The sequence below is a fragment of the Roseomonas sp. OT10 genome, from assembly GCF_020991085.1.
GTDB lineage: Bacteria > Pseudomonadota > Alphaproteobacteria > Acetobacterales > Acetobacteraceae > Roseomonas > Roseomonas cutis.
Genome location: NZ_CP087719.1, coordinates 4,819,929 through 4,844,674 on the forward strand (window position 1 = coordinate 4,819,929; position 24,746 = coordinate 4,844,674).

Below are 24,746 nucleotides of genomic sequence, written 5' to 3' on the forward strand. Positions count from 1 at the left end.
GGCGTTGGCATCATGGCCCCATGGGAGACGCCAGCAGAACGGAACCGGTGACGGTCCGCGAGGTCGGGCCGCGCGACGGGCTCCAGATGGTCCGGGCGGTGATGCCCACGGCGGCGAAGCTGCGCTGGATCGACGCCATGGCCGCCGCCGGGCTGCGCGAGATGGAGGTGGCGAGCTTCGTGCCGCCCGCCGCCATGCCGCAGATGGCGGACGCGGCCGAGGTCGTCCGCACGGTCCGGGTACGGCATCCGGCCCTGCGCGCCGTGGCCCTGGCGCCCAACCTGCGCGGCGCGCGGGACGCGGCGGCGGCGGGGGCGCAGACCCTGGTCATCCCCGTCTCGGCCAGCGAGGCGCACAGCCGGTCCAACGTGCGCCGCAGCCGCGCGGAGCAGGTGGACGCCTTCCGCGCCATCGCCGCCTGGGCGCGCGGGCTGGGCGAGGCCGCGCCGCGCATCGAGGCGGGCATCGCGACCGCCTTCGGCTGCTCGCTGCAGGGCGCCGTGCCGGAGCGGGAGGTGGTCGCGCTGGCCGCCGAGCTGGCCGAGGCCGGGGCTGCCGCGGTCGCCCTCGCCGACACGCTCGGCTATGCCACCCCCGGCCAGGTGCGGCGGCTGGTGCGCGCCGTGCGCTCCGCGGTCGGCCCCGTCCCGCTCGGCCACCTGCACCTGCACGACACGCTCGGCACCGCCCTGGCCAACGTGCTCGCGGCGCTGGAGGCGGGGGTGCGTGGCTTCGACGCCGCGCTGGGCGGGCTCGGAGGCTGCCCCTTCGCGCCTGGCTCGGTCGGCAACGTCAACACCGAGGACCTCGTCTACCTGCTGGAATCCGAGGGATTCGACACGGGCATCGACCTCGCCGCGCTGCTGGAGGCGCGCGGGGCGCTGCGCGACGGCCTGCCCGGGGAGGCCCTCGCCGGCCGCGTCGCCGCCGCCGGCATCCCCCGTACCTATCACCCGGCGCGCGCCGCCGCCTGACCGAGACCGCCCCCATGCCCGACCAGACCGCCGCCGACCAGACCGCCGCCGAACCGGCCCCCTCCCGCCCCGGCCCGCTCCGCGGCCTCCGCGTGCTGGAGTTCACCCACATGATCATGGGGCCGAGCTGCGCCATGGTGCTGGCCGATCTCGGCGCCGACGTGGTGAAGGTGGAGCCGGGGCCGGACGGCGACAACACGCGCCGCCTGATGGGCGCGGCCGTGGGCTTCTTCCCCGCCTTCAACCGCAACAAGCGCAGCCTGTCGGTGGACCTGAAGAAGCCCGCCAGCCTCGCCCTGGTGCGCAAGCTCGCCGCCCAGGCGGATGTGGTGGTGGAGAACTTCCGCCCCGGTGCCATGGACAGGCTCGGCCTCGGCTACGCCGCCCTCGCCGCGCTCAACCCGCGGCTGGTCTACTGCTCCTGCAAGGGCTTCCTGCCCGGCCCCTACGAGCACCGCGCGGCGCTGGACGAGGTGGTGCAGATGATGGGCGGCCTCGCCTACATGACCGGCCCGCCCGGCCAGCCGCTGCGCGCCGGCGCCTCGGTCAACGACGTCATGGGCGGGCTGTTCGGCGTCATCGGCATCATGGCCGCGCTGCGGGAGCGGGAGGCGACCGGGCGCGGCGCGCTGGTGCAGTCCGGCCTGTTCGAGACCAACATGGTGCTCATGGCCCAGCACATGGCGGGCGCGGCCATCGCGGGGCGCAACCCGCCCTCCTTCGCCGATCCGGCGATGCAGAAGCCCTGGTCCGTCTACGACGTCTTCGACAGCGCCGATCCGGGGGGGCAGGTCTTCGTCGGCGTGGTGACGGAGACGCAGTGGCGCGGCTTCTGCGAGGCCTTCGGCCTGGGGGATCTCCTGGCCGACCCCGCCCTCGCCACCCAGTCGCAGCGCGTGGCCGACCGCTCCCGCTACCTGCCGCGCGTCGCCGCCGTCTTCCGCTCCCTGCCCAAGGCGGAGCTGATGGCGCGCTGCGAGGCGCTGGGCCTGTCCTTCGCCCCCATCGCCAAGCCGTCCGACCTGTTCGAGGACCCGCATCTGCTCGCCTCCGGCGGGCTGCTGCCGATCGCGCTGTCCAGCGCCGAGGGCGCCCCGGGCGGCGCCCCCGCCCGGCCCGCCGCCGGGCTGCCCGGCCTGCCGGTGGCGCTGGATGGCCAGCGGATGGGGCTGCACCGCCAGCCGCCGCGCAACGGCGAGCACAGCGTCGAGATCGCGCGCGAGGCGCATCTGTCGGAGGCGGAGATCGACGCCCTGCTCGCCGAGGGCACGCTCTGGGCGCCGCCCGTCCCCCTGGCCGCGGAATGAGCGCGCTGCCGCTCCCCGGCCGGGTCCTGTTCCTCTCCGAGGACCCGGCGCTGATCGCGGCGCAGCTCGGCGGCCGCGACCTGGAGCGGGCGGAAGCGGGGAGGCTGCGCGACGAGGTCTCGACCGACGAGATCACCCCGCTGCCCGCGCTGGTCCATTTCGACGAGCGCCTGGCCGAGCACGCCTATACCGGGGTCAAGGCGGGCGAGGCGCTGCCGGTCGGCGTGGGCGCGGTGCGGGCGGGCGGGTTCTCCGTGGCCGTCGCCGGCGGGCGCTACGGCAAGGGCTCCTCGCGCGAGCACAGCCCGCTGGCCGAGCGGATGGCGGGAATCCGGCTGGTGATCGCGGAGAGCTTCGAGCGCATCTACCGCCAGAACGCGGACAATCTCGGCCTCTTCACCTCGACCGATGTCGGGCTGCTCGACCGCATCCGGCGCGGCGAGCCGATCGCGGTGGAGGAGCTGGTCGCCGGCCGCGACGCCGTCACCGCCGCCGTGCTGCGCGCGGGCGGGCTGCTGCGCTACGGCCAGGCGCGCCTCGCCGGCGCGGCGCCGGCCCCCGTGGCCCTGGAGGGGCCGCAGACGCTGGTGGCGAAGATCCTGGCGCGGCACGCGGTGGCGACGCCGGACAGCCCGGCCTCCCTCACGCCGGGACAGGGCGCCTTCGTGCGCGCGGACCTGCGCTTCATCCACGACATCTACACGGCCATGTGCCGCTTCATGCTGCGCGACAGCTTCGGCGAGGCGCTGGCCCTGCAGGACCCCGGCTCCATCCTGGCCTTCGAGGACCACTACTCCTACGCCCATCGCAGCCCGGCGCATGTGGCGCGCGGGCTGCTGCCGCAGGTGCGCGCCCTGTCGGCGGCGCACCGCGCCTTCGTGGCCGAGCACGGGCTGCGCGACCACGGCTACCTGCCGGGCGGCGAGGGGTCGGAGGGCATCTCCCACGCGCTGATGGCCGAGCACTACGCGCTGCCCGGGACGCTGGTCGTCGGCACGGATTCCCACACGCCGCACAGCGGCGCGCTCGGCTGCCTCGCCTTCGGCGTGGGCACGACGGACATGGCCAACGCCATGGTGACGGGGGTGGTGCGCCTGACCGTGCCGGAGGTGCTGCGCATCGAGCTGAACGGCACGCTGCCGCGCGGGGTGACGGCGAAGGACGTGGTGCTGCACCTGCTGGCGCTGCCCGCGCTGCGGGCGGGCGCGGGCGTGGGCAAGGTCTTCGAGTTCGCCGGGGAGGGCATCGCGCGGCTCGACACGGACGAGCGCGCGACGCTGACCAACATGACCGCGGAGCTGGGCGGCTTCACCGGCATCGTCGCGCCGGACGCGGAGACCCTGCGCTTCCTGAAGGAACGGCGCGGCGTGGAGGCGGTGCTGGAGCCCTGGATGCGCAGCGATCCGGGGGCGCCCTGCGCCGGGGTGATCCCGGTGGACCTTGCCGCCCTGGCGCCGATGGTGGCAGCCCCCGGCGATCCGGGGCGCGGGCTCGACCTGTCGGCGCTTCCTGGGCCGGTGCCGGTGGACATCGCCTATGGCGGCTCCTGCACCGCCGGCAAGCGGGAGGATTTCGACCGCTACCACGAGGTCCTGGCCTGGGCCGCCGGCCGCGGGCTGCGGGTGCCGGAACGGGTGAGCCTCTTCCTCCAGTTCGGCACCATGGCCGTGCGGGACTATTGCGCCGGGCGCGGCTACCTCGACACCTTCCAGCGGGTCGGCGCGCAGATCCTGCTGCCGGCCTGTGGCGCCTGCGCCAATTGCGGCCCCGGCACCTCCACCCGGGCCGATCAGGTGACGGTCAGCGCAATCAACCGCAACTTCCCCGGGCGCGGCGGCCCGGGCGCCGTCTGGCTGGCCAGCCCGCCCACCGTGGCAGCCAGCGCCATCGCCGGCGAGCTGATCTCCTTCGAGGAACTGCGCGCCCGCTACGGCTGACGCACGACGCCATGTGCGGCATGCCCTGGCCGGTCTGATGTGGATGCCCGGATGTCCTGATCCGTCGTGCTGTCATGGTCCGGCGGTGGACCGGGAGGGGACGCCGGCCTGCGGCATCGACGCCGTGCGTCGATCCCCGTCCCAGACCCTCCCCTGCCGGGGCCACAAGCGGGCCCCGGTCCCCGCTGGGAATTGGCTCTCCGTGGTGAGCGTCAGCCTCCGGGCTCAGCCCTGACGGAACGTGGACAGGCAGGACTCCATAAGAACTTCGTAGGCGTCAGGGAGTGCTGTGGCCGTACCCGCCGAGGAGCATGGCTCCTCGGCGCCTCGACCCCGTGTCCGGCTGTCCCGCGGCAGCGCCCACCGGGTCCAGGGCCCGCAGGGTCCTGGCGGAGTGGGGGTACGGGGGCGAGGCAGAGCCTTGCCCCCGGGCCACAGGCGCCACGCCGGCCAACGTCAGCGCATCACGCCGTGCGTATGATCGCGGAGCGGACATGCCGTTGCCGGCCAGCCCAGCCTCTCGCAGGAGGCGGGCGATGCGCTTGTGCGCGTCGCTCTGGCGGCCCGGGGGCCGGCGTGACGCCGAGGCATGCTTCCGGGCTGGCGTCAGGTGGCGCGGATGGTCCGCTGCGGCTGCGGCTGCGGCGGCGGTGCGGGCCTCAGGAGGCGAGGGCCGCCGTCACCCGCCGGGCGAAGGCTGCCGGATCGCGAGGCGCATCACCGTCCTGCACCCGCGCCAGGTCGAGCAGCAGGCCCGCCGTTTCAGCGAACGCCGCATCCGTGGCGCTGCCCTCCGCCAGCTTGCGGATCAGCGGGTGGTGCGGGTTGACCTCCAGCACCGGCAGCGGCCCGCCCGCGCCCTGCCCGGCGCGGCGCAGCAGGCGCTGCATCTGCAGGTCGGGGCCGTGTGCCGGGGCGGCCAGCACCACCGCGCTCTCCACCAGCCGGTCCGTCGCGCGCACCTCGCCGACCTCGTCCTTCAGCGCGTCCCGCAGCCGGGGCAGCAGCGTGGCGATCTCCGGCGTCTCGGCGGCCTCGGTGCCACCCGCGACCTTCGACAGGTCCACCGTCCCCTGGGTGACGCTGCGGATCGGCCGGCCCTCGAACTCCGGCAGCCGCTCCGGCCAGAAGGCGTCGATGCCGTCGGACAGCAGCAGCACCTCCACCCCCTTGGCGCGGAAGCCCTCCAGCTGTGGCGACGCCGCCAGCACCGCCGGGTCGTCGCCGACCAGGAGGTAGATCGCCTCCTGCCCCTCCTTCATCCGCCCGACATAGTCCGCGAGCGAGGTCCAGCCCTCGACCGCCGAGGAGCGGAAGCGTAGCAGCGCCGCGACCTCCCCGCGGTGCTCGGCGTCCTCCCAGACCCCTTCCTTCAGCACGGGCCCGAAATTCTCCCAGAACGTCGCGTAGTCCTGCGCGTCCCTGGCGCGCGCCTTCAGCTCCGTCAGCACGCGGCCGGTCACGGCCTTGCGGATGCGGGCGAGCACCGGCGTCGCCTGCAGCATCTCGCGCGAGACGTTCAGCGGCAGGTCCTCGGTGTCCACCACGCCCTGCACGAAGCGGAGCCAGGGCGGCAGCAGCTTCGCCTCGTCGGTGATGAACATGCGCCGGACGTGCAGCCGGACCCGGCTTTCCCGCTCGCCCTCCACCGCCTGGAAGGGCTTCAGGCCGGGGACGAAGAGCAGCGCCGAGAACTCCAGCGTGCCCTCGGCCCGCCAGTGCAGCGTCGCCCAGGGCTGGTCGAAGGCGTGGGCGACATGCCGGTAGAACTCGGCGTAGGCCTCCTCGCCGACCTCGGACTTCGCCTTGCGCCAAAGCGCCGTGCCCTCATTCGCCGGCTCGTCCCGGCCATCGCGGGCGACGGTGATCGGGATGGTGACGTGGTCCGCCCATTTGCGGATGATCGCCTGCAGGCGCCAGGGATCGAGGAACTCCTCGGCATCGGCCTTGAGGTGCAGGACGACGTCCGTGCCGGCCTCCCCGCGGTCGGAGGGGGCGAGGGTGTAGTCCCCCTTGCCCTCCGAGGCCCAGAGCCAGGCCTCCTCCGTCCCCGCCCGCCGGGAGGTGACCTCCACCCGGTCGGCGACCATGAAGGCGGAATAGAAGCCGACGCCGAACTGGCCGATGAGGCTCGGCTTGTCCGCCCCGGGCGCCTCGGCCAGGGCACTGGCGAAGGCCCGCGTGCCCGAGCGGGCGATGGTGCCCAGATGCTGGGCGAGCTCCGCCTTGGTCATGCCGATGCCGGGGTCGGAGATCGTCAGCGTCCGGGCCGCCTTGTCGGGCAGGATGCGGACCTTTGCCTCAACGGGCAGGGTCAGGGCCTGGTCGGTCAGCGCCTCGAACCGGCGCCGGTCGATGGCGTCGGCCGCGTTGGCGACCAGCTCCCGAAGGAAGATCTCGCGGTCCGAGTACAGGGCATGGACGACCAGGTCCAACAGGCGTCCCACCTCGGCGCCGAACTCGTGCCGCTCCACGGTCTCGCTCACCAGCCATCCTCACGATCTGCTTTCGGACGGCGCGCCATATGCTTGAGCCGGGCAGGCGTTTCAACCGGCGGGCATCGTGCCGGGGCAGATCCGGGTCCACCCGCATCGCCCGCGAAAGCCCGGGCACCGCCCGGCGCCACGCCCGCCGGCATGGTGGAGGTGCGCGCCGCGAGCCTGGCCAACCGTGCCGTGACGGTGCCGGCCGCGACCCGGGGGGGTGAGCCTCGATGCCGGGCCCGCCACCCAGGCCGCGCGACTGGGCCAGAACCAGCAGCGCGCGGCGGCCCGCCTGCAGGAGATGCGGGACAGCCGCCGTCCCTCGTGCACCGGGCCCGCAGGACCGTCCCAGCAGGCAAACTGCCAAACTCGGCCAGCATCAGGTGCCGAACGTGATCCCCTCCTTGCGGTACAGCTCGCGGATGAGCTTCAGGATCACCTTTATCTCCTCGGAGGGATCTCCCTTCCTCGTGCTCATGATAATGGGCGTCACCGCATCAGGCTCGTCGAGCGAGCGGTAGACGACATTGTCGCGCCGCAAGCGCTCCACCGATGCCGGGACGATGCAGACGCCGGTCTCCGCGGCCACGAGCCCCAGCGCGGTCTGGACCTCGCGCACCTCATAGACGGCCGCCGGCTTCACGCCGGCCCTGCGGATGAGGGCGAGGACCTGATCGGCGAAGCTCGGGCGCGGGGCCTTCGGATAGACGACGACCGGCTGGTCCACCAGATCCCTCATCATCAGCGGCGCGCGGGATTCCAGCAGGGCGTGGTTCGACGGCAGGGCCACGATCATCTTCTCGTTGCGGAGGAGGATGCGGTCGACCGCGGGATCGTCAAACGGGATGCGCCCGAAGCCAACGTCGATGCGACCCTCCTTGAGGGCGACGATCTGCTCGAGCGTGGTGAATTCGAGGAGCGACAACTCGACGTCCGGGCGGGTCGCGCGATAGCGCCGCACGACCTCCGGCAGATACCCGTACAGGGTGGAGCCCACGAAGCCGATGCTGAAATGCGTCTGCGTCGTGTTGCTGACACGTCGCGTCATGGCCTTGAGGTCGTCGATCCGTTCCAGGATCTGCACGGCCTGCTCGTAGAGCAGCTTGCCGCCAGCCGTGAGGCGGATCGGGCGGCTGCCGCGTTCGATCAGCGTGACGCCCAGCTCTTCCTCCAACTGCTGGATCTGACGGCTGAGCGGCGGCTGGGCGATATGGAGCACCTCCGCCGCGCGCGTGAAGTTCCGCTCGCGGGCAACGACCACGAAGTAGCGGAGGTGGCGGAGTTCCAGACGATACCTCCCGGGTATGGTTCCAACCCATTTAGTCTTGGACCAGGAACGATGGAAGAGCCCAGATGACTCCATAAGGGAGGAAGGCGATGCGCTGCAAAAGGGCTGAAGCCTGCGCTGGAAAGGGGATCGATCGCCGTCACGGCGACCCGGCCGCGAACGGCGCGGCAGGCACGGCGCGGTGCCGCCCAGGCCCCTCCATCATCCACATCCTGCCGGTTGCGCGCTGATGTATGTCTGCATCTGCAACGCGCTGTGCGAGCGCGATGTCCGCAGGGCGATCCGCGACGGCGCCAGCCGGCCACGGGACGTCTATGCCGGCTGCGGCTGCAACGCCCAGTGCGGATGCTGCACGGCAACAATCCTCCACCTGATCCGCAGCGACGCGGCGCCCTCGCCGCTCGCCCGCACCGTCCAACAATAACCGGAGACCAGGAATGCTCGACTCCATCCAGAAGACCGTGGACACCGCGCTGGAGGATGACGCCGGGACGGGTCACTTCCGCGTCGCCCGCAACATCTTCACCGACCCCGAGCTCTTCGAGCTCGAGATGAAGCACATCTTCGAGGGCAACTGGATCTACCTGGCACATGAGAGCCAGATCGCGGGCAAGAACGACTACTTCACCACCTACATGGGCCGCACGCCCATCTTCATCGCCCGCAACCGCAACGGCGAGCTGAACGCCTTCGTCAACGCCTGCAGCCACCGCGGCGCGATGCTCTGCCGCCACAAGCGCGGCAACAAGTCCACCTACACCTGCCCCTTCCATGGCTGGACCTTCAACAACTCCGGCAAGCTGCTGAAGGTGAAGGACCCCGACGGCGCGGGCTATCCCGACAGCTTCAACACGGAAGGCTCGCACGACCTCACCAAGGTCGCGCGCTTCGAATCCTATCGCGGCTTCCTGTTCGGCAGCCTCAACCCGGACGTGGTGCCCCTGCGCGAGCACCTGGGCGAGGCCACCAAGATCATCGACCTGATCGTGGACCAGTCCCCCGAGGGGCTGGAGGTGCTGCGGGGCTCCTCGACCTACGTCTATGACGGCAACTGGAAGCTGCAGACCGAGAACGGCGCCGACGGCTACCATGTGAGCGCCGTCCACTGGAACTACGCGGCCACCACGAACCAGCGCAAGCTGCGCGACGCGGAGCAGGCGGACACCACCCGCGCCATGAGCGCCGGCGGCTGGGCCAAGCAGGGCGGCGGCTTCTACTCCTTCGAGAACGGGCACCTGCTGCTCTGGACCAACTGGGCCAACCCCGAGGACCGGCCGAACTGGGACCGGCGGGAGGAGCTGGCGGCGCAGTTCGGGCAGGCCCGCGCCGACTGGATGGTGCAGCGCTCGCGGAACCTGTGCCTCTATCCGAACGTCTACCTCATGGACCAGTTCGGCTCCCAGATCCGCCACTACCGCCCGATCGCCGTCGATAAGACGGAGGTGACCATCTACTGCATCGCGCCGAAGGGCGAGGCCCCCGAGGCACGGGCGCGCCGGATCCGGCAGTACGAGGATTTCTTCAACGCCAGCGGCATGGCCACGCCGGACGACCTGGAGGAGTTCCGCGCCTGCCAGTTCTCCTACCGCGCGGGAACGGCGCGCTGGAACGACATGTCCCGCGGCGCCAAGCACTGGATCGACGGCGCCGACGAGGCTGCCCAGGCCATCGGCATGCAGCCGCTGATGAGCGGCCTGCGCACGGAGGATGAGGGGCTGTTCGTCGTCCAGCACAGGTACTGGCACGAGACGATGCAGCGCGCCCTGGCGGCGGAAGCGACCGGGAAGGGGGAGGGCTGACCATGTCGATCACCATCGAGGCGCCCGTCGCGGCCGCGCCGGCGCTGAGCCTGGAGCAGGTGCAGCAGTTCCTCTACCGCGAGGCGCGCAGCCTGGACGACAAGGACTGGGATGCCTGGCTCGCCTTCTACGCCAAGGATGCCGAGTTCTGGATGCCTTCCTGGGACGACGACGACCAGCTCGTCACCGACCCGCAGCAGGAGATCTCGCTGATCTGGTACGGCAACAAGGGCGGGCTGGAGGATCGCGTCTTCCGCATCCGCACGGAGCGCTCCAGCGCCACCAGCCTGCCGGAGCCGCGCACGTCGCACAACATCAGCAACGTCGAGATCCTGCGCCAGGAAGGCGGGCGCTGCGAGCTGCGCTTCAACTGGGTGACCTTCAGCTACCGCTACAAGACCATCGACACCTACTTCGGCACCTCCTTCTACACGCTCGACACCACCGGGGCGCAGCCGCTGATCAAGCGGAAGAAGGTGGTGATGAAGAACGACTACATCCACCACGTCGTCGACATCTACCACATCTGATCCGGCGGAGACGGCAGGGAGGGTTCCATGGGATACAACATCGCGCTCAACTTCGAGGACGGCGTCACCCGCTTCATCGCCTGCGACCAGAGCGAGACGGTCGCGGATGCCTCCTACCGCCTCGGGATCAACATCCCGCTCGACTGCCGCGACGGCGCCTGCGGCACCTGCAAGTGCCGCGTGGAATCCGGCGAGTACGACGGCGGCAGCTACATCGAGGAGGCGCTGACCGACGAGGAGGCGGCCGAGGGGCTGGCGCTCGCCTGCCAGATGCGGCCGAAATCCGACCTGGTGGTGGGCGTCTTCGCCTCCTCGGAGGTCTGCAAGACCAAGGGGCAGAGCTTCCGGGCGACGATCGGCTCGGTGGACCGCCTCTCCGAGACCTCCATCGCCTTCTCCCTGGAAGGTGCGGGGCCGATCTCCTTCCTGCCCGGGCAGTACGTGAACGTGCTCGTGCCCGGGACGGAGGCGCGCCGCTCCTACTCCTTCAGCTCCCCGCCGGGCGCCGGGACGCAGTCCTTCCTGGTGCGCGACATCCCGCACGGGCTGATGAGCAGCTTCCTGCGGGAGGCGGTGCCGGGCACGCCCATCGAGTTCGTGGGCCCCTCGGGCAGCTTCTACCTGCGCGACGCGCGCCGGCCGCTCCTGTTCCTGGCCGGCGGCACGGGCCTCGCGCCCTTCCTCTCCATGCTCGGCAAGCTCGCCGCCGAGGGCAGCGCCCATCCCGTCCACATGGTCTACGGCGTGACGAACGACGCCGACCTGGTGGGGGTGGAGCAGCTGGAGGCCTATGCGGCCCGCATCCCGGACTTCACCTTCGCCACCGTGGTCGCGGCGGAGTCCAGCGCGCATCCCCGCAAGGGCTACGTCACCGCGCATATCGCGCCGGAGGCGCTGCACGGCGGCGACGTGGACATCTACCTCTGCGGCCCGCCGCCGATGGTGGACGCGGTGCGCAACTGGCTTTCCGGCCAGGGCATCACGCCGGCCAATTTCTACTACGAGAAGTTCTCCCCGAGCGGTGCCGTCAACGCCATCGGCGAATCGCACCGGGCGGCCGCCTAGGATGAGCACCGTGGCATCCCGGGACGATGCGGCCTGGACGGGCCGCTTCGCCGGCAAGGTCGCGCTGGTGACCGGCGCGGCGCAGGGCATCGGCCGCAGCGTCGCGCTGCGCCTCGCGCGGGAGGGGGGCCGGGTCGTCCTCGTGGACCGCTCGCCCCTCGTGGAGGAGGTCCGTGCCGAGGCGGAGGCGGCCGGTGCGCAGGCCGCGGCGGTCATCGCCGACCTGGAGACCTTCGCGGGGGCGGAAGCCGCCGTGGCCGGCGCCATGTCCCGCTTCGGCCGGCTCGACATCCTCGTCAACAACGTCGGCGGCACCATCTGGGCGATGCCCTACGGCCACTACGCCGAGGCGCAGATCGAGGCGGAGATCCGCCGCTCGCTCTTCCCCACGCTCTGGTGCTGCCGGGCCGCGCTGCCGGCGATGCTGGAAAGCGGCGGCGGGGCCATCGTGAACGTCTCCTCCATCGCGACGCGCGGCCTCAACCGCGTGCCCTACGCGGCGGCGAAGGGCGGGGTGAACGCGATCACCACCTGCCTGGCCTGGGAGTATGCGGCGCAGGGCATCCGCGTGAACGCGGTCGCGCCGGGCGGCACGGAGGCGCCGCCGCGGCGCATCCCGCGCAACCTCTCGGCGCCCTCGGGCCCCGACGAGCAGCAGCAGCTCTGGTGGCAGCAGGTCTCGGAGCAGACCAGGGCGTCCAGCTTCCTGCACCGCTACGGCACCGCGGAGGAGCAGGCGGCGGCGATCCTGTTCCTGGCCTCCGACGAGGCTTCCTACGTCACCGGCGTCATCCTGCCCGTCGCGGGCGGAGACCTCGGTTAGCGACGGCGGCCGGACCGTTTCCGGCCAGAAGAGCAAACGGCCCGTTGGCCGGAAGGGGTGGGACCCATGACCGATACCGTGATGAGCAAGCCCGAGGTGACGACGCTGGCGAGCAAGGCCGCCGGCTTCGGCCAGCAGGCGGGCGACGAGCGCATGAAGAGGATCATGCACCGCGTCGTCAACGACATCTTCCAGATCATCGAGGATTTCGACCTGCAGCCGGACGAGGTCTGGGCCGCGGTGGACTACCTGACCCGGGTCGGCCAGGCGAACGAGGGAGGCCTGCTGGTGGCCGGCCTCGGCCTCGAGACCTTCCTCGACATCCGCATGGACGAGGCGGAGCGCAGGGCGGGCATCGAGGGCGGCACCCCGCGCACCATCGAGGGGCCGCTCTACATCGCCGGCGCGCCGCTCAGCAAGGGCGAGGCGCGGCTCGACAACGGCCACGAGCAGGGCGAGGTCCTGTTCATGGACGGGCAGGTGCGCGACGCCGACGGCAAGCCGATCGCCGGCGCCATCGTCGATGTCTGGCACGCCAACACGCTCGGCGGCTACTCCTTCTTCGACCCGTCGCAGGAGAAGTTCAACCTGCGCCGCCGCATCGAGACGGATGCCGAGGGCCGCTACCGCTTCCGCTCCATCCTGCCGGCGGGCTACGGCCTGCCGCCGGAGGGGCCGACCCAGGCGCTGCTCAACCATCTCGGCCGCCACGGCAACCGGCCGGCGCACATCCACTTCTTCGTCACCGCGCCGGGCTACCGCAAGCTGACGACGCAGATCAACATCGACGGCGACGCCTACCTGCACGACGACTTCGCCTTCGCCACGCGCGACGAGCTGATCCCGCCCGTGCGGCGCGTCGAGGACGCGGCGGAGGTCCACAAGCGTGGCCTGAACGCGCCCTATGCCGAGATCACCTTCGACTTCGTGCTGAACCGCGACGTGGCGGCGGCCCCGAACGTCGAGGTGCACCGCACCCACGCCGAAGCGGCGTGACGATCCGGCCCGGCCGTCCGACGGCCGGGCCTTCCCTTCCCGACTTCGGAGCCCCGCATGCCCGACACCATCCTCTCCGTTCCTGCCGACCTGCGCCGCGACCTCGCGATCGCCGCCGTCGACAGCACCATCGTGGATGTGCCGACCGTGCGGCGGCACAAGCTGTCGCAGACCTCGGTCACCGCGCAGAGCTACGTGCTCGTCCGGGTGCGCCTGGCCAACGGCGCCGTGGGCATCGGCGAGGCCGCCACGCTGGGCGGCCCGCGCTGGAGCGAGGAGAGCGTCGAGGCCATGAAGGCCAATATCGACGCCTATCTGGCGCCGGCGATCCAGGGCCAGCGCGCCGACCTGTTCGAGGCCATCGGCCTGCGCCTCGATGCCGCCGCCAAGCGCAACAACGCGGCCAAGGCGGCGATCGAGACGGCGCTGTTCGACGCGGTCGGCAAGACGCTCGACCTGCCGGCCACGGCCCTGCTCGGCGGCGCGGTCCGCGACCGCATCCCCGTCCTCTGGACCCTCGCCTCGGGCGATCCGGCGCAGGAGGCGGAGGAGGCGGAGCGCAAGCTGGCGGCCCGGCTGCACCGCGTCTTCAAGGTGAAGATCGGCGCCCAGGCGCCGGAGGCGGACATGGCCCGGATGCGCCACCTCGCCCGCGCGCTGGAAGGCCGCGCGGAGCTGATCGTGGACGCCAACCAGGCCTGGGACGAGACGGTCGCGGCGCGCTGCCTGCCGCAGCTCGCGGAGATGGGCGTGCGGCTCGTCGAGCAGCCCGTCCCGGCCTGGAACCTGGCCGGGATGGCGCGGCTCCGCGCCCGGCCCGGGACGCCGCCCCTGCTCGCCGACGAGTGCGTGTTCGATGCGCACGACATGCTCATGGTCGGGGCCGCCGCCGCGGCGGACGCGGTCTCCCTCAAGCTGGTGAAGCATGGCGGCCTGCTCGGCCTGCGCAAGGTGGCGGCGGTGGCCGAGGCGGCCGGCATCGGCCTGTACGGCGGCTGCCTGCTGGAGAGCTCGGTGGGTGCGGCGGCGCACCTCCAGGTCTTCGCCACCCTGCGGGAGCTGGCCTGGGGCTGCGAGCATTTCGGGCCGCAGATCCTGACGGGCGAGTACGTGACGGAGCCGCTCCGCTTCGAGGAGTTCGAGGTCCACCTGCCGGCCGGTCCCGGCCTCGGCGTGGTCGTCGACGAGGACAAGCTGCGCCACTACGCGCGGGCGTGAGGAGGAAGGCATGCTCTACCACGTGAGGATGGACGTGCGGCCGCCACAGGGTGTCGACCCGGCCGCATTCGACCGGCTGAAGGCCGAGGAGAAGGCCCGCGCGCAGGATCTCCAGCGCCAGGGCAAGTGGGTGCACCTGTGGCGGATCGCCGGGCAGTACGCGAACGTCTCCGTCTTCGACGTGGCGGATCACGACGAGCTGCACGCGATCCTCTCCACCCTCCCGCTGTTCCCCTTCATGGAGATCAGCGTCGTGCCCCTCGCCCGGCATCCCTCGGCACTCGACACGCGCTGAGGCCCGCGGCCCGGCCGCCCAGCCGAAAGCCCGCTCCCTCCTCGGGGGGACGAAGACCACACCCCGGGGCGTGCCCCGGGGGAACGGGGTGACGCATGGCCGCCCCGCACGAACAGCCCATGCGCATCCCGAGGGAGGGGAGAGTGATGGCAACCGCCAAGACGATCGACGTTCAGGACTTCATCAACTCCAGGCCACTGAGCCGGTACCAGACCATCGTCATCCTGCTCTGCTTCCTCGTGGTGGCGGCGGATGGCTTCGACACCGCGGCGGTCGGCTACATCGCGCCCGCGCTGCGCTCGGCCTGGGGCGTGACCCCCGCCCAGCTCGCGCCGCTGTTCGGCGCCGGGCTCTTCGGCCTCATGGCGGGCGCCTTCGTCTTCGGCCCGCTGGCGGACAAGATCGGCCGGAAGGCGGTTCTCGTCCTCACGACGGCCGCCTTCGCCGTCGCGAGCATCCTCTCCGCCACGGCCACGAGCATCGAGGCGCTGACGGTCTGGCGCTTCGTCACCGGCATCGGCCTCGGCGGCGCCATGCCCGCCGCGATCACGATGACCTCGGAATACTGCCCCGAGCGCAACCGCTCGCTGCTCGTCATGATCATGTTCTGCGGCTTCACCATGGGCGGCGCGCTCGGCGGCCTCAGCGCGGCGGCGCTGATCGCCGATTTCGGCTGGCAGGGCGTGCTGATCCTGGGCGGCGTGCTGCCGCTGCTGCTGGCGGTGGCGCTCCTCGTCTTCCTTCCGGAGTCGGTGCGCTACCTCGTCCTCCGCGGTGGGCAGGATGCGCGGGTGGAGGCGATCCTGACGCGGGTGGACGGCTCGGCCCAGATCGCGGGGGCCCACTTCACGGGCATCCGGCGGATCGAGGGCTCGCCGGTGCGCCAGCTCTTCGCGGCCGGGCTGGCCGGCGGCACGCTCCTGCTCTGGATCACCTTCTTCATGAGCCTCCTCGTCTTCTACCTGCTGACGAGCTGGCTGCCGACGCTGCTGAACAGCGCGGGCTACACGCCGCAGACGGCGCCGCTCATCGCGCTGATGCTGCCGATCGGCAGCACGGTGGGCGCCATCGCCATCGGCCTGCTGATGGACCGCTTCAACCCCCATGCCGTGCTCCTCGGCAGCTACACGCTGGCCGCGGCCTTCATCCTGCTCCTCGGCGTCTCGACCGCGGCCCCCGCGATCCTGGTGCTCGCGGTGTTCGGGGCGGGCATCGGAACGGGCGGCTCGCAGATCGGCATCAACGCGCTCGCCGCGGCCTTCTACCCCACGGCGAGCCGCGCGACGGGCGTGAGCTGGGCGAACGCGGTGGGCCGCAGCGGCTCGGTGGTCGGCTCGATGATCGGCGGCCAGCTGCTCGGCATGGGCTGGAATCTCGCGACGGTGTTCGCCATCGCGGCGGTCCCGGCCCTCATCGCCGGCATCGCGATCTTCGCCAAGGGCCGCGTCGGGCCGACGGTCGCCGTCCCCGTCCCGGACGCCACGACCCGTCAGACGGCCTGACGGAACGCCCGGGAGGGATCCCCGCCCGGCGCGGGGATCCCTCTCCTGCCCGGCCCGGCGCGTCGCCGGGCCCAACGAACGTCCAGGATTGGAACGAGGACCGATGCGAACGATGCGGCGAAGGCCCTTCCTCACCCTTTCCGCCGCCCTGGCGGCCGCGGGCCTGGCCCGGCCTGGCCCGGCCGGGGCGCAGCCGGCCTCCTGGCCCTCGCGCCCGGTGCGGATCATCGTGCCCTTCCCGCCCGGCGGCGCGATCGACGCCATGGCCCGGCTGCTCGCGCCGCGCCTCTCCGCGGCCCTCGGCCCGGACGGGCGCTCCCCCGCGACCGTGCTGGTCGAGAACCGTCCCGGGGCGGGCGGGACCGTCGGCACCGCGGCGGCGGCCCAGAGCACGGACGGCCACACGCTGCTGATGGTCTCCATCGCGCATGCCGTGAACCCCGCCCTCTACCCGTCCCTGCCCTATCGGGAGGAGGAGTTCGTGCCGCTGGCGCCCGTCGCGGTCGTTCCGAACATCCTCGTCGTGCCCGCGGCGCGGCCCTGGCGGAACGTGACGGAGCTGATCGCGGCGGCGCGGCAGCAGCCCGGGTCGCTGACCTATGCCTCGGCCGGGAACGGCACCTCCATCCACCTCGCCGGGGCGCTGTTCGGCGTCATGGCGGGGGTGGAGATGACCCATGTGCCCTATCGCGGCTCGGCGCCCGCGATCGCGGACCTCGTCGCCGGGCGGGTGGATGCGATGTTCGACAGCGTGACCTCCGCCGCGCCGCATGTCGCCTCGGGCCGGCTGCGGGCGCTCGCCGTCACCACCGCGCACCGCATCGCCGCCTTCCCCGACCTGCCGACGGTGGCCGAGGCCGGGGTGCCCGGCTATGCGCTCGACCCCTGGTTCGCGCTGCTGGCGCCGCGTTCCCTGCCGCCCGAGGCCGCCCCGCGCGTGGAGGCGGTCGTCGCCGGCGCGCTGCGCGACCCGGAGCTGCGGGGCCGGTTCGCGGCGATCGGGGCGGAGCCGATGGAGGGCGACGCCGCGGCGCTCGGGCGCCTCATCGCCGAGGAGACCGCCCGGTGGGGCGGCCTCGTCGCGCGCCTCGGCATCCGGCCGGACTAGCCGTGCCGCGATTCCCCACCCTGCCCGTGCCGGGCCCGTCGGCACGGCTGGAGCCCGCCCCGGTGCCGGCGCCGGGCTGGCGGCAGCTTCTCGCCGATTTCGGCCCGGTCTATGCCGCGAGCGGCTTCACGGGCTTCCTCTTCGCGGCCTCCGGGCCCACCGCGATCATCCTCTCGGTCGGCACCCGCGGCGGCCTGTCGCCGGCCGAGCTCGCCTCCTGGATCTTCGGCGTCTTCTTCGTCAACGGCGTGATCACGGTCGCGATGAGCTGGCGCTACCGCGAGCCGCTCTGCGTCCTCTGGACCATCCCGGGCACGGTGCTGGTCGGCCCGGCCCTGGAGCACCAGTCCTTCCCCGAGGTGATCGGGGCCTTCTACGCCACGGCGGTCCTGATCCTTGTCCTCGGCGCCTCCGGCTGGGTGAAGCGGGCCATGGCCCATGTGCCGATGCCGGTCGTCATGGGCATGGTGGCGGGGGTCTTCCTGCGCTTCGGCCTCGACCTCGTGCACGCGCTCCACGCCGACGCGGCGATCGCCGTGCCGATGCTCCTGGCCTTCCTCGCGCTCTCGGCCTGGCCGGCCGCCGGCCGCCGCCTTCCACCCCTCATCGGCGCACTGCTGGTCGGCGCGGCCGCCGCCCTGCTCCTCGGCCGCTTCAGCGGCGCCGCCTTCGGGACGATCGGCTTCGCGAGGCCGGTGATCCAGGCGCCCGCCTGGTCGTTCGCCGCGATGGTGGAGCTCGTCGTGCCGCTGGCCATCACCGTGCTGGTCGTGCAGAACGGGCAGGGCTTCGCCGTCCTGCGGGCCGGGGGGCACCGGCCCCCGTTCAACGCCGTCACCGTGGCCTGCGGCATCGGCTCCCTCCTCGCGGCGACGGTCGGGGCCGTCAGCTCCTGCCTCACCGGCCCGACCAACGCCCTCCTCATCGCCTCCGGCGAACGCAGGCGGCACTACACCGCGGCGGTCTTCACGGGGCTGCTGGCGATCGGGTTCGGGCTTCTGGCGCCCACCTTCACCGGATGGATGCTCGCGGCACCCCGGGAATTCATCATGGCGCTCGGCGGCCTGGCGATGCTCCGCGTGTTGCAGGGCGCCTTCATCACCTCGTTCGGGGGGCGCTTCACCCTCGGGGCGCTCGTCAGCTTCCTGGTGACGGTGGCCGACCACCCCGTGCTGAACATCGGCGCCGCCTTCTGGGGGCTGCTCGCCGGCCTGCTGGTTTCGCGGCTGCTGGAGAAGGCCGACTTCGCTCCAACTGGGGGGACGAACTGATACCGACGGCGGGATGTCGTGACCCGTCGTGCTGTGGTGTTCCATCGTCGGACCGGGAGGGGACGCCGGCCTGCGGCATCGACGCAGTGCATCGATCCCCGTCCCAGACCCTCCCCTGCCGGGGCCACAAGCGGGCCCCGGTCCCCGCTGGGAGTTGGTTCTGTGCGGTGGGTGTCAGCCTCCGGGCTGAACCCTGACGGAACGCGGACAGGCGGGACGCTGAAAGAAACATCAAAGGCGTCAGCGAGTGTGGTGGCCGTACCCGCCGAGGAGCATGGCTCCTCGGCGCCTCGACCCCGTCGCAGTCATCTGCGCGGCAGCGCCCCTCGGGTCCAGGGCCCGCAGGGTCCTGGCGGAGTGGGGGTATCGGGGGCGAGGCAGAGCCTTGCCCCCGGGTCACGGGCACCACGCCGGCAGACGTCAACGCATCACGTCGCGCGTATGATGCGGTTCCTCAAGACGGTGGGAGCGGCGAGGGGAGCGTGCCTGATCCTGCGGGCGCTGCTCACGGCCATGCGTGTTGTCGCCATCCTGGTCCTGGATCAGCGCCTCTGGCCGCCAGGGGCCGTGTCGGGTCGGGTGGCCGGGCCGCATCCCGAGTGGAAAGCGGCCGCCGCAGCCCCGCGTCCCGAAAGCGCCATGCCCGGAACGGGGCGGCGACGGCGGGACCGGTGGCCTGCGGCGGCCGGAGCGTGGAGTGCGGCCGCCGCGTCCCCGTGTCCCGAAAGCGCCAAACCCGGAAGCCGGGGCGGCGACAGCGGAACCGGTGGAGCGCGGCGGCCGAAGCGTCGGCCGTGCGGCTCAGCCCTTCCGGGGCAGGTGCTCGGCGATGTAGGGGGGCAGGTGGAAGGCGCCGACCTGGATCTCGGGTGTCCAGTAGCGGGTCTTGCCCAGGATGCCGGCGGCCTCGGCGCGTGCGCGCACCTGCTCCACCGTCACCTGGCGCGAGGCGCTGTCCTTCGCGGCCCAGCCCAGCGTCATGAAGCCGCCGACATAGGTCGGCACGGCCGCGACATAGGCCCAGACATCGGCGAAGACCTTGCCACGGCGCAGCGAGGTGTCGCGCAGCTCGTCCGCCTGCATGATCGGCACGCCGCACTGGTTCACGATGATGCCGCGCTCCGACAGCAGACGGGCGGCATTGGCGTAGAACTCCTCGGTGAAGAGGACCTCGCCGACGCCGATCGGGTCGGTGCTGTCCACGATCACCACGTCGAAGGAGCCGGCCTCCGCCTTGCGGACATAGTCGATTCCGTCGCCCACGATCACCTCGGCGCGCGGGTCGGTCCAGGCGTCGCCGGCGATGCCGGGCAGGAACTCCTTGGCCAGCCGGATCACCTCGCCGTCGATCTCGACCATCACGGCCTTCTCGACGTTGCGGTGCTGCAGCACGCGGCGGAGCACGCCGCCGTCGCCGGCGCCGATGATCAGCACGCGCCGCGCCTCGCCATGCGCCAGCAGCGGCACGTGGGTCAGCATCTCCTGATAGACGAACTCGTCCATCTCGGTGATCTGCACCACGCCGTCGAGCAGCATGACGCGGCCGTGGCTGTAGGATTCGAAGACCATGATGTCCTGGAAGTCCGACTGAACGCGCGCCAGCTCGCGCTTCACGCGGAAGCGCTGGCCCCAGTCGGCGTAGAGCGTCTCGTTCACCCAGGAATCGGTGGCCATCTCAACCCCCATCTCCACATAGAAAGAGGGCGGACCCTAGGGCCCGCCCCCGGTCTCGTGCGTGACGCTTCCGCGTCAGACGGTGATGCCGCGGCGGTGCTCGCCCAGCTGCACGCGCTCGGGCAGGAAGCCCTTCTTCAGCACCGGGATCGCCTTGTAGGGATCGCAGGCGCCGCAGACGAAGATGTCGAGCGCGGCGAAGGACTTCTCCGGCCAGGTGTGGATGGAGACGTGGCTCTCCGCCAGCACCAGCACCCCCGACACCCCGCCATTCGGCTGGAAGTGGTGGAAGTGGCCGTGCAGGATGGTCGCGCCCGTCTCGATCGCGGCCTCGCGCAGCACCTCGTCGATGTGCGCGGGGTCGTCGAGGTTGGTCGCGCCCCACAGGTCGATGATCAGGTGCGTGCCCGCGAAGCGGACGCCGTCCTTCTCGACGAAATAATCCTTGGCCTCATCCAGGCCAGAGGAGAACGAACCCTGGGCGTCGCTCGGAAAATCCGAGACCATCCCCAGCGGAGCAACAAGAGCGTCCATATCGGCCCCCATTTCCACCAGAAGACGACCTGAAGCATCGGCGGCGCCGAACAGGTCAGTTGTTAGCGAGGCGCGCATATGGGGCAAGCGCGGGGTGGGGGCAAGGAAAATTCGCCCCCATCCTGCCGAAAAAAAAGCGGCTCCCCCCCGCGTCCGGCGCGTGGCTCACCGCGTTGGGGAGGCATCCGCCCGCAATGCCTCCAGCCGGGCGGGAATTCCCCGGAAAAGATTCAGCTCTCGCTGCATCCGCGGCAGGTCGGCGACGCCGCGGACCGGATCGGCGGTCAGCGCCGCGAAGCCTTCCGCCAGCGGCCCCTCCCCCATCCGGGCGGACCACACGCCGCGAAGGGCCGCGAGCTGGGCCGAATCGCCGGCCAGGGCGGCGTAGGCGGCGGCGCGCAGCACGGTGCGGCGCCGCGCCTCGTCCACCTCGCCGGGCTGGCTCGCCAGGGTCGCCAGCACGCCGGCGGCGCCGGCCCAGTCCTGCCGTTCCGCCAGCAGCTCCGCCAGGGCGGAGAGCCCCGCCGGCCCGAGGCGGCGCAACGCCTCCGCCGCGCCGGCCAGGTCGCCGCGCCGGGCCATGATCCGCGCGCCCAGGATGGCGCGCGTCTCCGCCAGCGGGGCCGGCAGGCCGGGCGCCTCGCTGCCGGACAGTGCCGCAGCGGCGGCGGCGGCATCCCCCTCCTCCAGCCGCTGGGCCGCGAGCCGGGCGCCCAGCGCCGCCCGTTCCGCCCCGGCCGTTCCCTCCATCGCGCGCTGCAGCACCGCGGCCGCGCGATCGGCCAGGTCCAGCGTGACCAGCCGCTCGGCCAGCAGCAGCACGGCGGCCGAGCCCTCCGGACCGGCCGGCAGCAGCTCCGGGTGGCTTTCCGCCAGAGCCACCGCCGCGAGGGGCGATTCCTGCTCCAGCGCGGTGCGCAGCGCCTCCTGCATCGCGGGGCGCAGCGCCTCGACACGGTCGGGGAACTGCGCCGCCGTCTCCCGCAGCAGCGCGAGGGAGCCGGTCCCGTCCCCGGCCTGGCGGCGCAGCGCCGCGAGCCGCATCCGCGCCTCCACCTCCTCCGCATCGCCCCGCCAGGCGAAGAGCGTCGCCTCCAACGCCGCGGCGGCGCCGGCCGCATCGATCGCGCCGGCGGCGAGCCGCAGCTCGACGGAGCGGCGCAGGGCGCGCGCGCGCGCCAGGCGGTCGCGTCCCTGCGCCGCCGCCTCGTAGGCCAGCAGCGCCTCCGGGGCCTTGCCCTCCGCCTCGGCCAGGCGGCCACGCGCATAATCCATTCCCGGCAGCGGGCCGGCGGCCTGGACCACGCGGGCGGCGGCCTGCGCCTCCCCGCCTTCGGCCAGCGCCTCGGCCGCCAGGGGCAGCAGCCGCTGGCGCAACGGCTCCGGATAGGACAGCAGCAGCGGCACGGCCGCGGCGAGGCCCGGCGCGGCGCCCGCCCGGTCGCCGCGCGTGGCCCGCAGCAGCGCGCGCCACAGCGTCGCCTCGTCCGTGCGGGGCAGCTCCGTCTCCTCCAGCGCGGCGGCCTCGGGCAGCCGCCCGGCGAGCAGCGCGGCGGCGGCGTGCAGGGCACGGGTGCGCGGATCGGCCCCGGCGCGCGGGTCCTCCTGGAAGGCGAGGCGCAGCATGGCCTGCGCCTCCTGCGGCAGGCCCAGCGCCAGCAGCGTCTCGGCGGCGTCGCGCCGCAGCAGCGGCCGTTGCAGCGGCGCGGCGGTGGCGATGCCGGCCTGCTGCGCCCGCAGCCGTTCCTGCACCGCCTGGGGATCGCCGGGCGGCAGGTCGAAGAGGCGGGTCATGGCGATCGCCTGGGCGGAGGGCGCGGCCGGCAGGGCGGGCCCCGCGCCGGCGCCGGCCAGCAGGAAGCGCTCCGTTCCGGGGCGCAGGGAGACGCCGTCGCCCCGCGCCAGCAGGGCGGTGCCCAGCAGGGTCGGCAGCAGCTCGGCGCGCGGCAGGCGGCGGCCCTGGGGGCTGGACTGCTCCGCCTCGGCTACCGCGCCGACCAGCAGCGGCAGGCCGGTCTCGGGATCGTCCAGCGCGACCACGCGGCCGGGGGCGGCAGCGCGCAGCGCCAGCACCGAGCCATCGGCATCCGGCTGGATGGTGCGGCCGGGCCGCGCCTCGCGCGCCGGCTCCAGCACCCAGAGGGCGCCCTCCCGCCGCGCCTGCAGCACCGCCGGGGCGGCCAGGCGCAGGCGCAGCACCGTCGCCTCCGGCAGGTGCAGCGCGTCGGCCCCGCCGAAGACCGGATCGTTGCGCAGCGCCGCGAGGTCCAGCGGCACGGGCGAGTCCAGCACCACGAGCAGGGCATCGCCCCGGCGCAGCACGGCGAGGCCGGTGCCATCCGGCAGGGCCATGGCCAGGGAGCGCACCCGGCCCGGCGCGGCGAACAGGCGCACGGGCACCGCGCCGGCGGGCGGCAGGCTGGGCAGCGGCGCCGGCTGCGCCGCGGCCGGGGCGGCCGGTGGCCGGACGGCCGGGGCAGGGGCCGGCGGGGGCACGGCGGCCGGTGGCGGAACGGCCGCGTCGCGCTGCGGCAGCGGCGCATGGCCCGGCGAGGGGCCCGATGTGGGCCCAGGCGTGGGGTCCGGTGCGGGGCCGGCGGTCGCCGGCGCCCCCGGCACCGGGTCCAGCACGTCCAGGATCACCTTGCCGTTCAGACGCCCGTCCCGCAGCCGCGCCCCGGGGCGCAGGGTCAGGGCCACCCCGCCCTCCACCCGCTCCATGGCCAGCACGTTGCGCGGCAGCCGGCGCGGCAGGCTGAACTCGGCGGGCCGGTCGAAGCGCAGCACGGCGCGCCCCTCCCCCTCCTCCACCCGATAGCCGGTGCGGGAGGGCCAGTCGAACACCACCCGGCTGTGCTCGGCATGGTCGCCGGCACGCACCGCCACCCGCTGCGCCCAGGCCGGGGCGACCAGGGCGGACGAGGCCAGCAGGGACAGCGTCAGGCTCCAGGCCAGGCGCCGCATCAGTCGAAGCTCGCCAGCAGCGCGTCGATCTCCGCCTGCGAGGAGGCGGCGCCGGGCAGCTGCGGCCCGTTGGCCAGCCGCTCCCCCTCGGTGCGCGCATGGGGCGGCGCATCGGGCGGCGGGGCCGGGCGGGGCCCCCCGGGGAGGGCCCCGCCGAAGCGGCGCGTCACCTCCTGCACCCGGCTCTCGATGGTCTTCAGCGCGGTGACCACCTTGCCGATGCGCTGGCCGGTGATGTCCTGGAAGCTGCAGGCCTCGTAGATGCGCGTCACCGCGGCGCTGACCGTCTCCCCCGCCCCGCCCGGCAAGGACGGCGACAGCCGCTCCAGCGCCTCGCAGGCATCGAGGATCTCGTTGGTCGCGGTGGCGGTGTGCTCCACCACCGCGTCCAGCTCGTCCGTGGCGGCGGGGATGTGGCTGGCGTTGATGTCGTCCACGCGCAGCGCCGCGATCTCCGCCTTGGCCTCCGCCACCATGCGGCCCAGCGCCTCCAGCTCGGCCAGCAGCGCCGCCTCCTTGGCGGTGATGTCGCCGGTCAGGCTGGCCAGGACGGCGCGCACCGCCTCCTCCACCCGGTCCCCGCCGGCATGATCCCCATCAGGCATTGGGCAGCACCTTGGCGATCTTCTCGCGCAGCGTCTCGGCGTTGAAGGGCTTGACGATGTAGTTGGACACGCCCGCCTGCTTGGCGGCGATCACGTTCTCCGTCTTGCTCTCGGCGGTGATCATGATGAAGGGCGTGGACTTCAGCTTCGCGTCCGCCCGCACCTCCTTCAGCAGGTCGAGGCCGGTCATGGGGGCCATGTTCCAGTCGCTGATCACCAGCCCGAAGCTGCCGCTGCGCAGCCTGGCCAGCGCCTCCTGTCCGTCCGTCGCCTCCTCGACATTGTCGAACTCCAGCTGCTTCAGCAGGTTGCGGATGATCCGGAGCATGGTCTTGTAGTCGTCCACGATCAGCACGTTCGTGCTCTTGTCCAT

General features: G+C 72.9%; 21 protein-coding genes. 14 read left to right on the plus strand and 7 right to left on the minus strand.

The features are described 5' to 3' along the window. Positions 1 to 47 precede the first annotated feature (47 nt). The 3 genes from LPC08_RS21940 to LPC08_RS21950 are packed head-to-tail and all read left to right on the plus strand — an operon-like array spanning position 48 to position 4,218. Entirely contained in the window at positions 48 to 974 is a 927-nt protein-coding gene (locus LPC08_RS21940) for a hydroxymethylglutaryl-CoA lyase (RefSeq protein ID WP_230450355.1), read from the plus strand. Positions 975 to 988: 14 nt separating this feature from the next. Beyond that, positions 989 to 2,281, plus strand: coding sequence for a CaiB/BaiF CoA transferase family protein (locus LPC08_RS21945; RefSeq protein WP_230450356.1), 1,293 nt, complete (start codon positions 989 to 991; stop codon positions 2,279 to 2,281). Then, a complete protein-coding gene (locus LPC08_RS21950; protein ID WP_230450357.1) occupies positions 2,278 to 4,218 on the plus strand; it encodes an aconitase family protein in 1,941 nt (646 codons plus the stop codon). The genes LPC08_RS21945 and LPC08_RS21950 overlap by 4 nt, the downstream gene beginning before the upstream one ends. Positions 4,219 to 4,877: 659 nt before the next feature. Here the strand turns inward: LPC08_RS21950 and htpG are convergent. Then, the gene (htpG, locus tag LPC08_RS21955; protein WP_230450358.1) at positions 4,878 to 6,704 is read right to left on the minus strand and encodes a molecular chaperone HtpG; all 1,827 of its coding nucleotides are present in this window, start codon (positions 6,702 to 6,704) and stop codon (positions 4,878 to 4,880) included. Positions 6,705 to 7,080: 376 nt separating this feature from the next. Then, complete coding sequence (locus LPC08_RS21960; RefSeq protein ID WP_441295820.1) at positions 7,081 to 8,064, minus strand: LysR family transcriptional regulator; 984 nt, start codon at positions 8,062 to 8,064, stop codon at positions 7,081 to 7,083. 154 nt (positions 8,065 to 8,218) lie between these two features. Here LPC08_RS21960 and LPC08_RS21965 point away from each other — a divergent pair, with 154 nt between their 5' ends. The 11 genes from LPC08_RS21965 (at position 8,219) to LPC08_RS22015 (ending at position 18,596) form a co-directional block, all read left to right on the plus strand. Then, complete coding sequence (locus LPC08_RS21965) at positions 8,219 to 8,413, plus strand: (2Fe-2S)-binding protein (RefSeq protein WP_230450360.1); 195 nt, start codon at positions 8,219 to 8,221, stop codon at positions 8,411 to 8,413. A gap of 13 nt (positions 8,414 to 8,426) precedes the next feature. Continuing rightward, a complete protein-coding gene (gene benA, locus LPC08_RS21970; RefSeq protein WP_230450361.1) occupies positions 8,427 to 9,788 on the plus strand; it encodes a benzoate 1,2-dioxygenase large subunit in 1,362 nt (453 codons plus the stop codon). Between the two features lie 2 nt (positions 9,789 to 9,790). Further along, positions 9,791 to 10,318, plus strand: a complete 528-nt coding sequence (gene benB, locus LPC08_RS21975) for a benzoate 1,2-dioxygenase small subunit (protein WP_230450362.1) — start codon at positions 9,791 to 9,793, stop codon at positions 10,316 to 10,318. 27 nt (positions 10,319 to 10,345) lie between these two features. After that, complete coding sequence (gene benC, locus LPC08_RS21980; RefSeq protein ID WP_230450363.1) at positions 10,346 to 11,383, plus strand: benzoate 1,2-dioxygenase electron transfer component BenC; 1,038 nt, start codon at positions 10,346 to 10,348, stop codon at positions 11,381 to 11,383. Between the two features lie 10 nt (positions 11,384 to 11,393). After that, positions 11,394 to 12,206, plus strand: coding sequence for a 1,6-dihydroxycyclohexa-2,4-diene-1-carboxylate dehydrogenase (locus tag LPC08_RS21985; protein ID WP_230450364.1), 813 nt, complete (start codon positions 11,394 to 11,396; stop codon positions 12,204 to 12,206). Positions 12,207 to 12,272: 66 nt separating this feature from the next. Then, positions 12,273 to 13,202 (plus strand): catechol 1,2-dioxygenase, encoded by a 930-nt coding sequence (gene catA / locus LPC08_RS21990; protein WP_230450365.1) that lies wholly within the window; start codon positions 12,273 to 12,275, stop codon positions 13,200 to 13,202. 57 nt (positions 13,203 to 13,259) lie between these two features. After that, the gene (locus LPC08_RS21995; RefSeq protein ID WP_230450366.1) at positions 13,260 to 14,420 is read left to right on the plus strand and encodes a muconate/chloromuconate family cycloisomerase; all 1,161 of its coding nucleotides are present in this window, start codon (positions 13,260 to 13,262) and stop codon (positions 14,418 to 14,420) included. Between the two features lie 10 nt (positions 14,421 to 14,430). After that, complete coding sequence (gene catC, locus LPC08_RS22000; RefSeq protein ID WP_230450367.1) at positions 14,431 to 14,715, plus strand: muconolactone Delta-isomerase; 285 nt, start codon at positions 14,431 to 14,433, stop codon at positions 14,713 to 14,715. 146 nt (positions 14,716 to 14,861) lie between these two features. Then, the gene (locus tag LPC08_RS22005) at positions 14,862 to 16,217 is read left to right on the plus strand and encodes an MFS transporter (RefSeq protein WP_230450368.1); all 1,356 of its coding nucleotides are present in this window, start codon (positions 14,862 to 14,864) and stop codon (positions 16,215 to 16,217) included. 112 nt (positions 16,218 to 16,329) lie between these two features. Then, positions 16,330 to 17,325, plus strand: coding sequence for a Bug family tripartite tricarboxylate transporter substrate binding protein (locus tag LPC08_RS22010; RefSeq protein WP_230450369.1), 996 nt, complete (start codon positions 16,330 to 16,332; stop codon positions 17,323 to 17,325). 2 nt (positions 17,326 to 17,327) lie between these two features. After that, positions 17,328 to 18,596 carry a benzoate/H(+) symporter BenE family transporter gene (locus tag LPC08_RS22015; RefSeq protein WP_230450370.1) on the plus strand — a complete coding sequence of 423 codons (1,269 nt, stop codon included), beginning with the start codon at positions 17,328 to 17,330 and terminating at the stop codon, positions 18,594 to 18,596. An 801-nt stretch (positions 18,597 to 19,397) separates the two neighbouring features. Here LPC08_RS22015 and speE read toward each other — a convergent pair. From speE to LPC08_RS22040, 5 genes are all read right to left on the minus strand, one after another. Then, positions 19,398 to 20,270 (minus strand): polyamine aminopropyltransferase, encoded by an 873-nt coding sequence (speE, locus tag LPC08_RS22020; RefSeq protein WP_230450371.1) that lies wholly within the window; start codon positions 20,268 to 20,270, stop codon positions 19,398 to 19,400. 75 nt (positions 20,271 to 20,345) lie between these two features. After that, the gene (speD, locus tag LPC08_RS22025; RefSeq protein WP_230450372.1) at positions 20,346 to 20,804 is read right to left on the minus strand and encodes an adenosylmethionine decarboxylase; all 459 of its coding nucleotides are present in this window, start codon (positions 20,802 to 20,804) and stop codon (positions 20,346 to 20,348) included. Between the two features lie 165 nt (positions 20,805 to 20,969). Continuing rightward, positions 20,970 to 23,768 (minus strand): hypothetical protein, encoded by a 2,799-nt coding sequence (locus LPC08_RS22030; protein WP_230450373.1) that lies wholly within the window; start codon positions 23,766 to 23,768, stop codon positions 20,970 to 20,972. After that, a complete protein-coding gene (locus LPC08_RS22035; RefSeq protein ID WP_230450374.1) occupies positions 23,768 to 24,373 on the minus strand; it encodes a protein phosphatase CheZ in 606 nt (201 codons plus the stop codon). The genes LPC08_RS22030 and LPC08_RS22035 overlap by 1 nt, the downstream gene beginning before the upstream one ends. After that, positions 24,366 to 24,746: a chemotaxis response regulator CheY gene (locus LPC08_RS22040; protein WP_230450375.1), complete on the minus strand. Its 381-nt coding sequence runs from the start codon at positions 24,744 to 24,746 to the stop codon at positions 24,366 to 24,368. Before LPC08_RS22040 ends, LPC08_RS22035 begins: the two co-directional genes overlap by 8 nt.

Excerpts from the sequence above, each read along its gene's own strand:
- LPC08_RS21960 (WP_441295820.1), bottom strand. The coding sequence starts at position 8,064 with ATGGAGTCATCTGGGCTCTTCCATCGTTCCTGGTCCAAGACTAAATGG.
- catA (WP_230450365.1), top strand. The coding sequence starts at position 12,273 with ATGACCGATACCGTGATGAGCAAGCCCGAGGTGACGACGCTGGCGAGC.
- LPC08_RS22035 (WP_230450374.1), bottom strand. The coding sequence starts at position 24,373 with ATGCCTGATGGGGATCATGCCGGCGGGGACCGGGTGGAGGAGGCGGTG.
- LPC08_RS22010 (WP_230450369.1), top strand. The coding sequence starts at position 16,330 with ATGCGGCGAAGGCCCTTCCTCACCCTTTCCGCCGCCCTGGCGGCCGCG.
- LPC08_RS22040 (WP_230450375.1), bottom strand. The coding sequence starts at position 24,746 with ATGGACAAGAGCACGAACGTGCTGATCGTGGACGACTACAAGACCATG.
- LPC08_RS21950 (WP_230450357.1), top strand. The coding sequence starts at position 2,278 with ATGAGCGCGCTGCCGCTCCCCGGCCGGGTCCTGTTCCTCTCCGAGGAC.
- speE (WP_230450371.1), bottom strand. The coding sequence starts at position 20,270 with ATGGCCACCGATTCCTGGGTGAACGAGACGCTCTACGCCGACTGGGGC.
- LPC08_RS22005 (WP_230450368.1), top strand. The coding sequence starts at position 14,862 with ATGGCAACCGCCAAGACGATCGACGTTCAGGACTTCATCAACTCCAGG.
- LPC08_RS22030 (WP_230450373.1), bottom strand. The coding sequence starts at position 23,768 with ATGCGGCGCCTGGCCTGGAGCCTGACGCTGTCCCTGCTGGCCTCGTCC.
- catC (WP_230450367.1), top strand. The coding sequence starts at position 14,431 with ATGCTCTACCACGTGAGGATGGACGTGCGGCCGCCACAGGGTGTCGAC.
- LPC08_RS21965 (WP_230450360.1), top strand. The coding sequence starts at position 8,219 with ATGTATGTCTGCATCTGCAACGCGCTGTGCGAGCGCGATGTCCGCAGG.
- benC (WP_230450363.1), top strand. The coding sequence starts at position 10,346 with ATGGGATACAACATCGCGCTCAACTTCGAGGACGGCGTCACCCGCTTC.
- LPC08_RS21995 (WP_230450366.1), top strand. The coding sequence starts at position 13,260 with ATGCCCGACACCATCCTCTCCGTTCCTGCCGACCTGCGCCGCGACCTC.
- benA (WP_230450361.1), top strand. The coding sequence starts at position 8,427 with ATGCTCGACTCCATCCAGAAGACCGTGGACACCGCGCTGGAGGATGAC.
- benB (WP_230450362.1), top strand. The coding sequence starts at position 9,791 with ATGTCGATCACCATCGAGGCGCCCGTCGCGGCCGCGCCGGCGCTGAGC.
- speD (WP_230450372.1), bottom strand. The coding sequence starts at position 20,804 with ATGGACGCTCTTGTTGCTCCGCTGGGGATGGTCTCGGATTTTCCGAGC.
- LPC08_RS21945 (WP_230450356.1), top strand. The coding sequence starts at position 989 with ATGCCCGACCAGACCGCCGCCGACCAGACCGCCGCCGAACCGGCCCCC.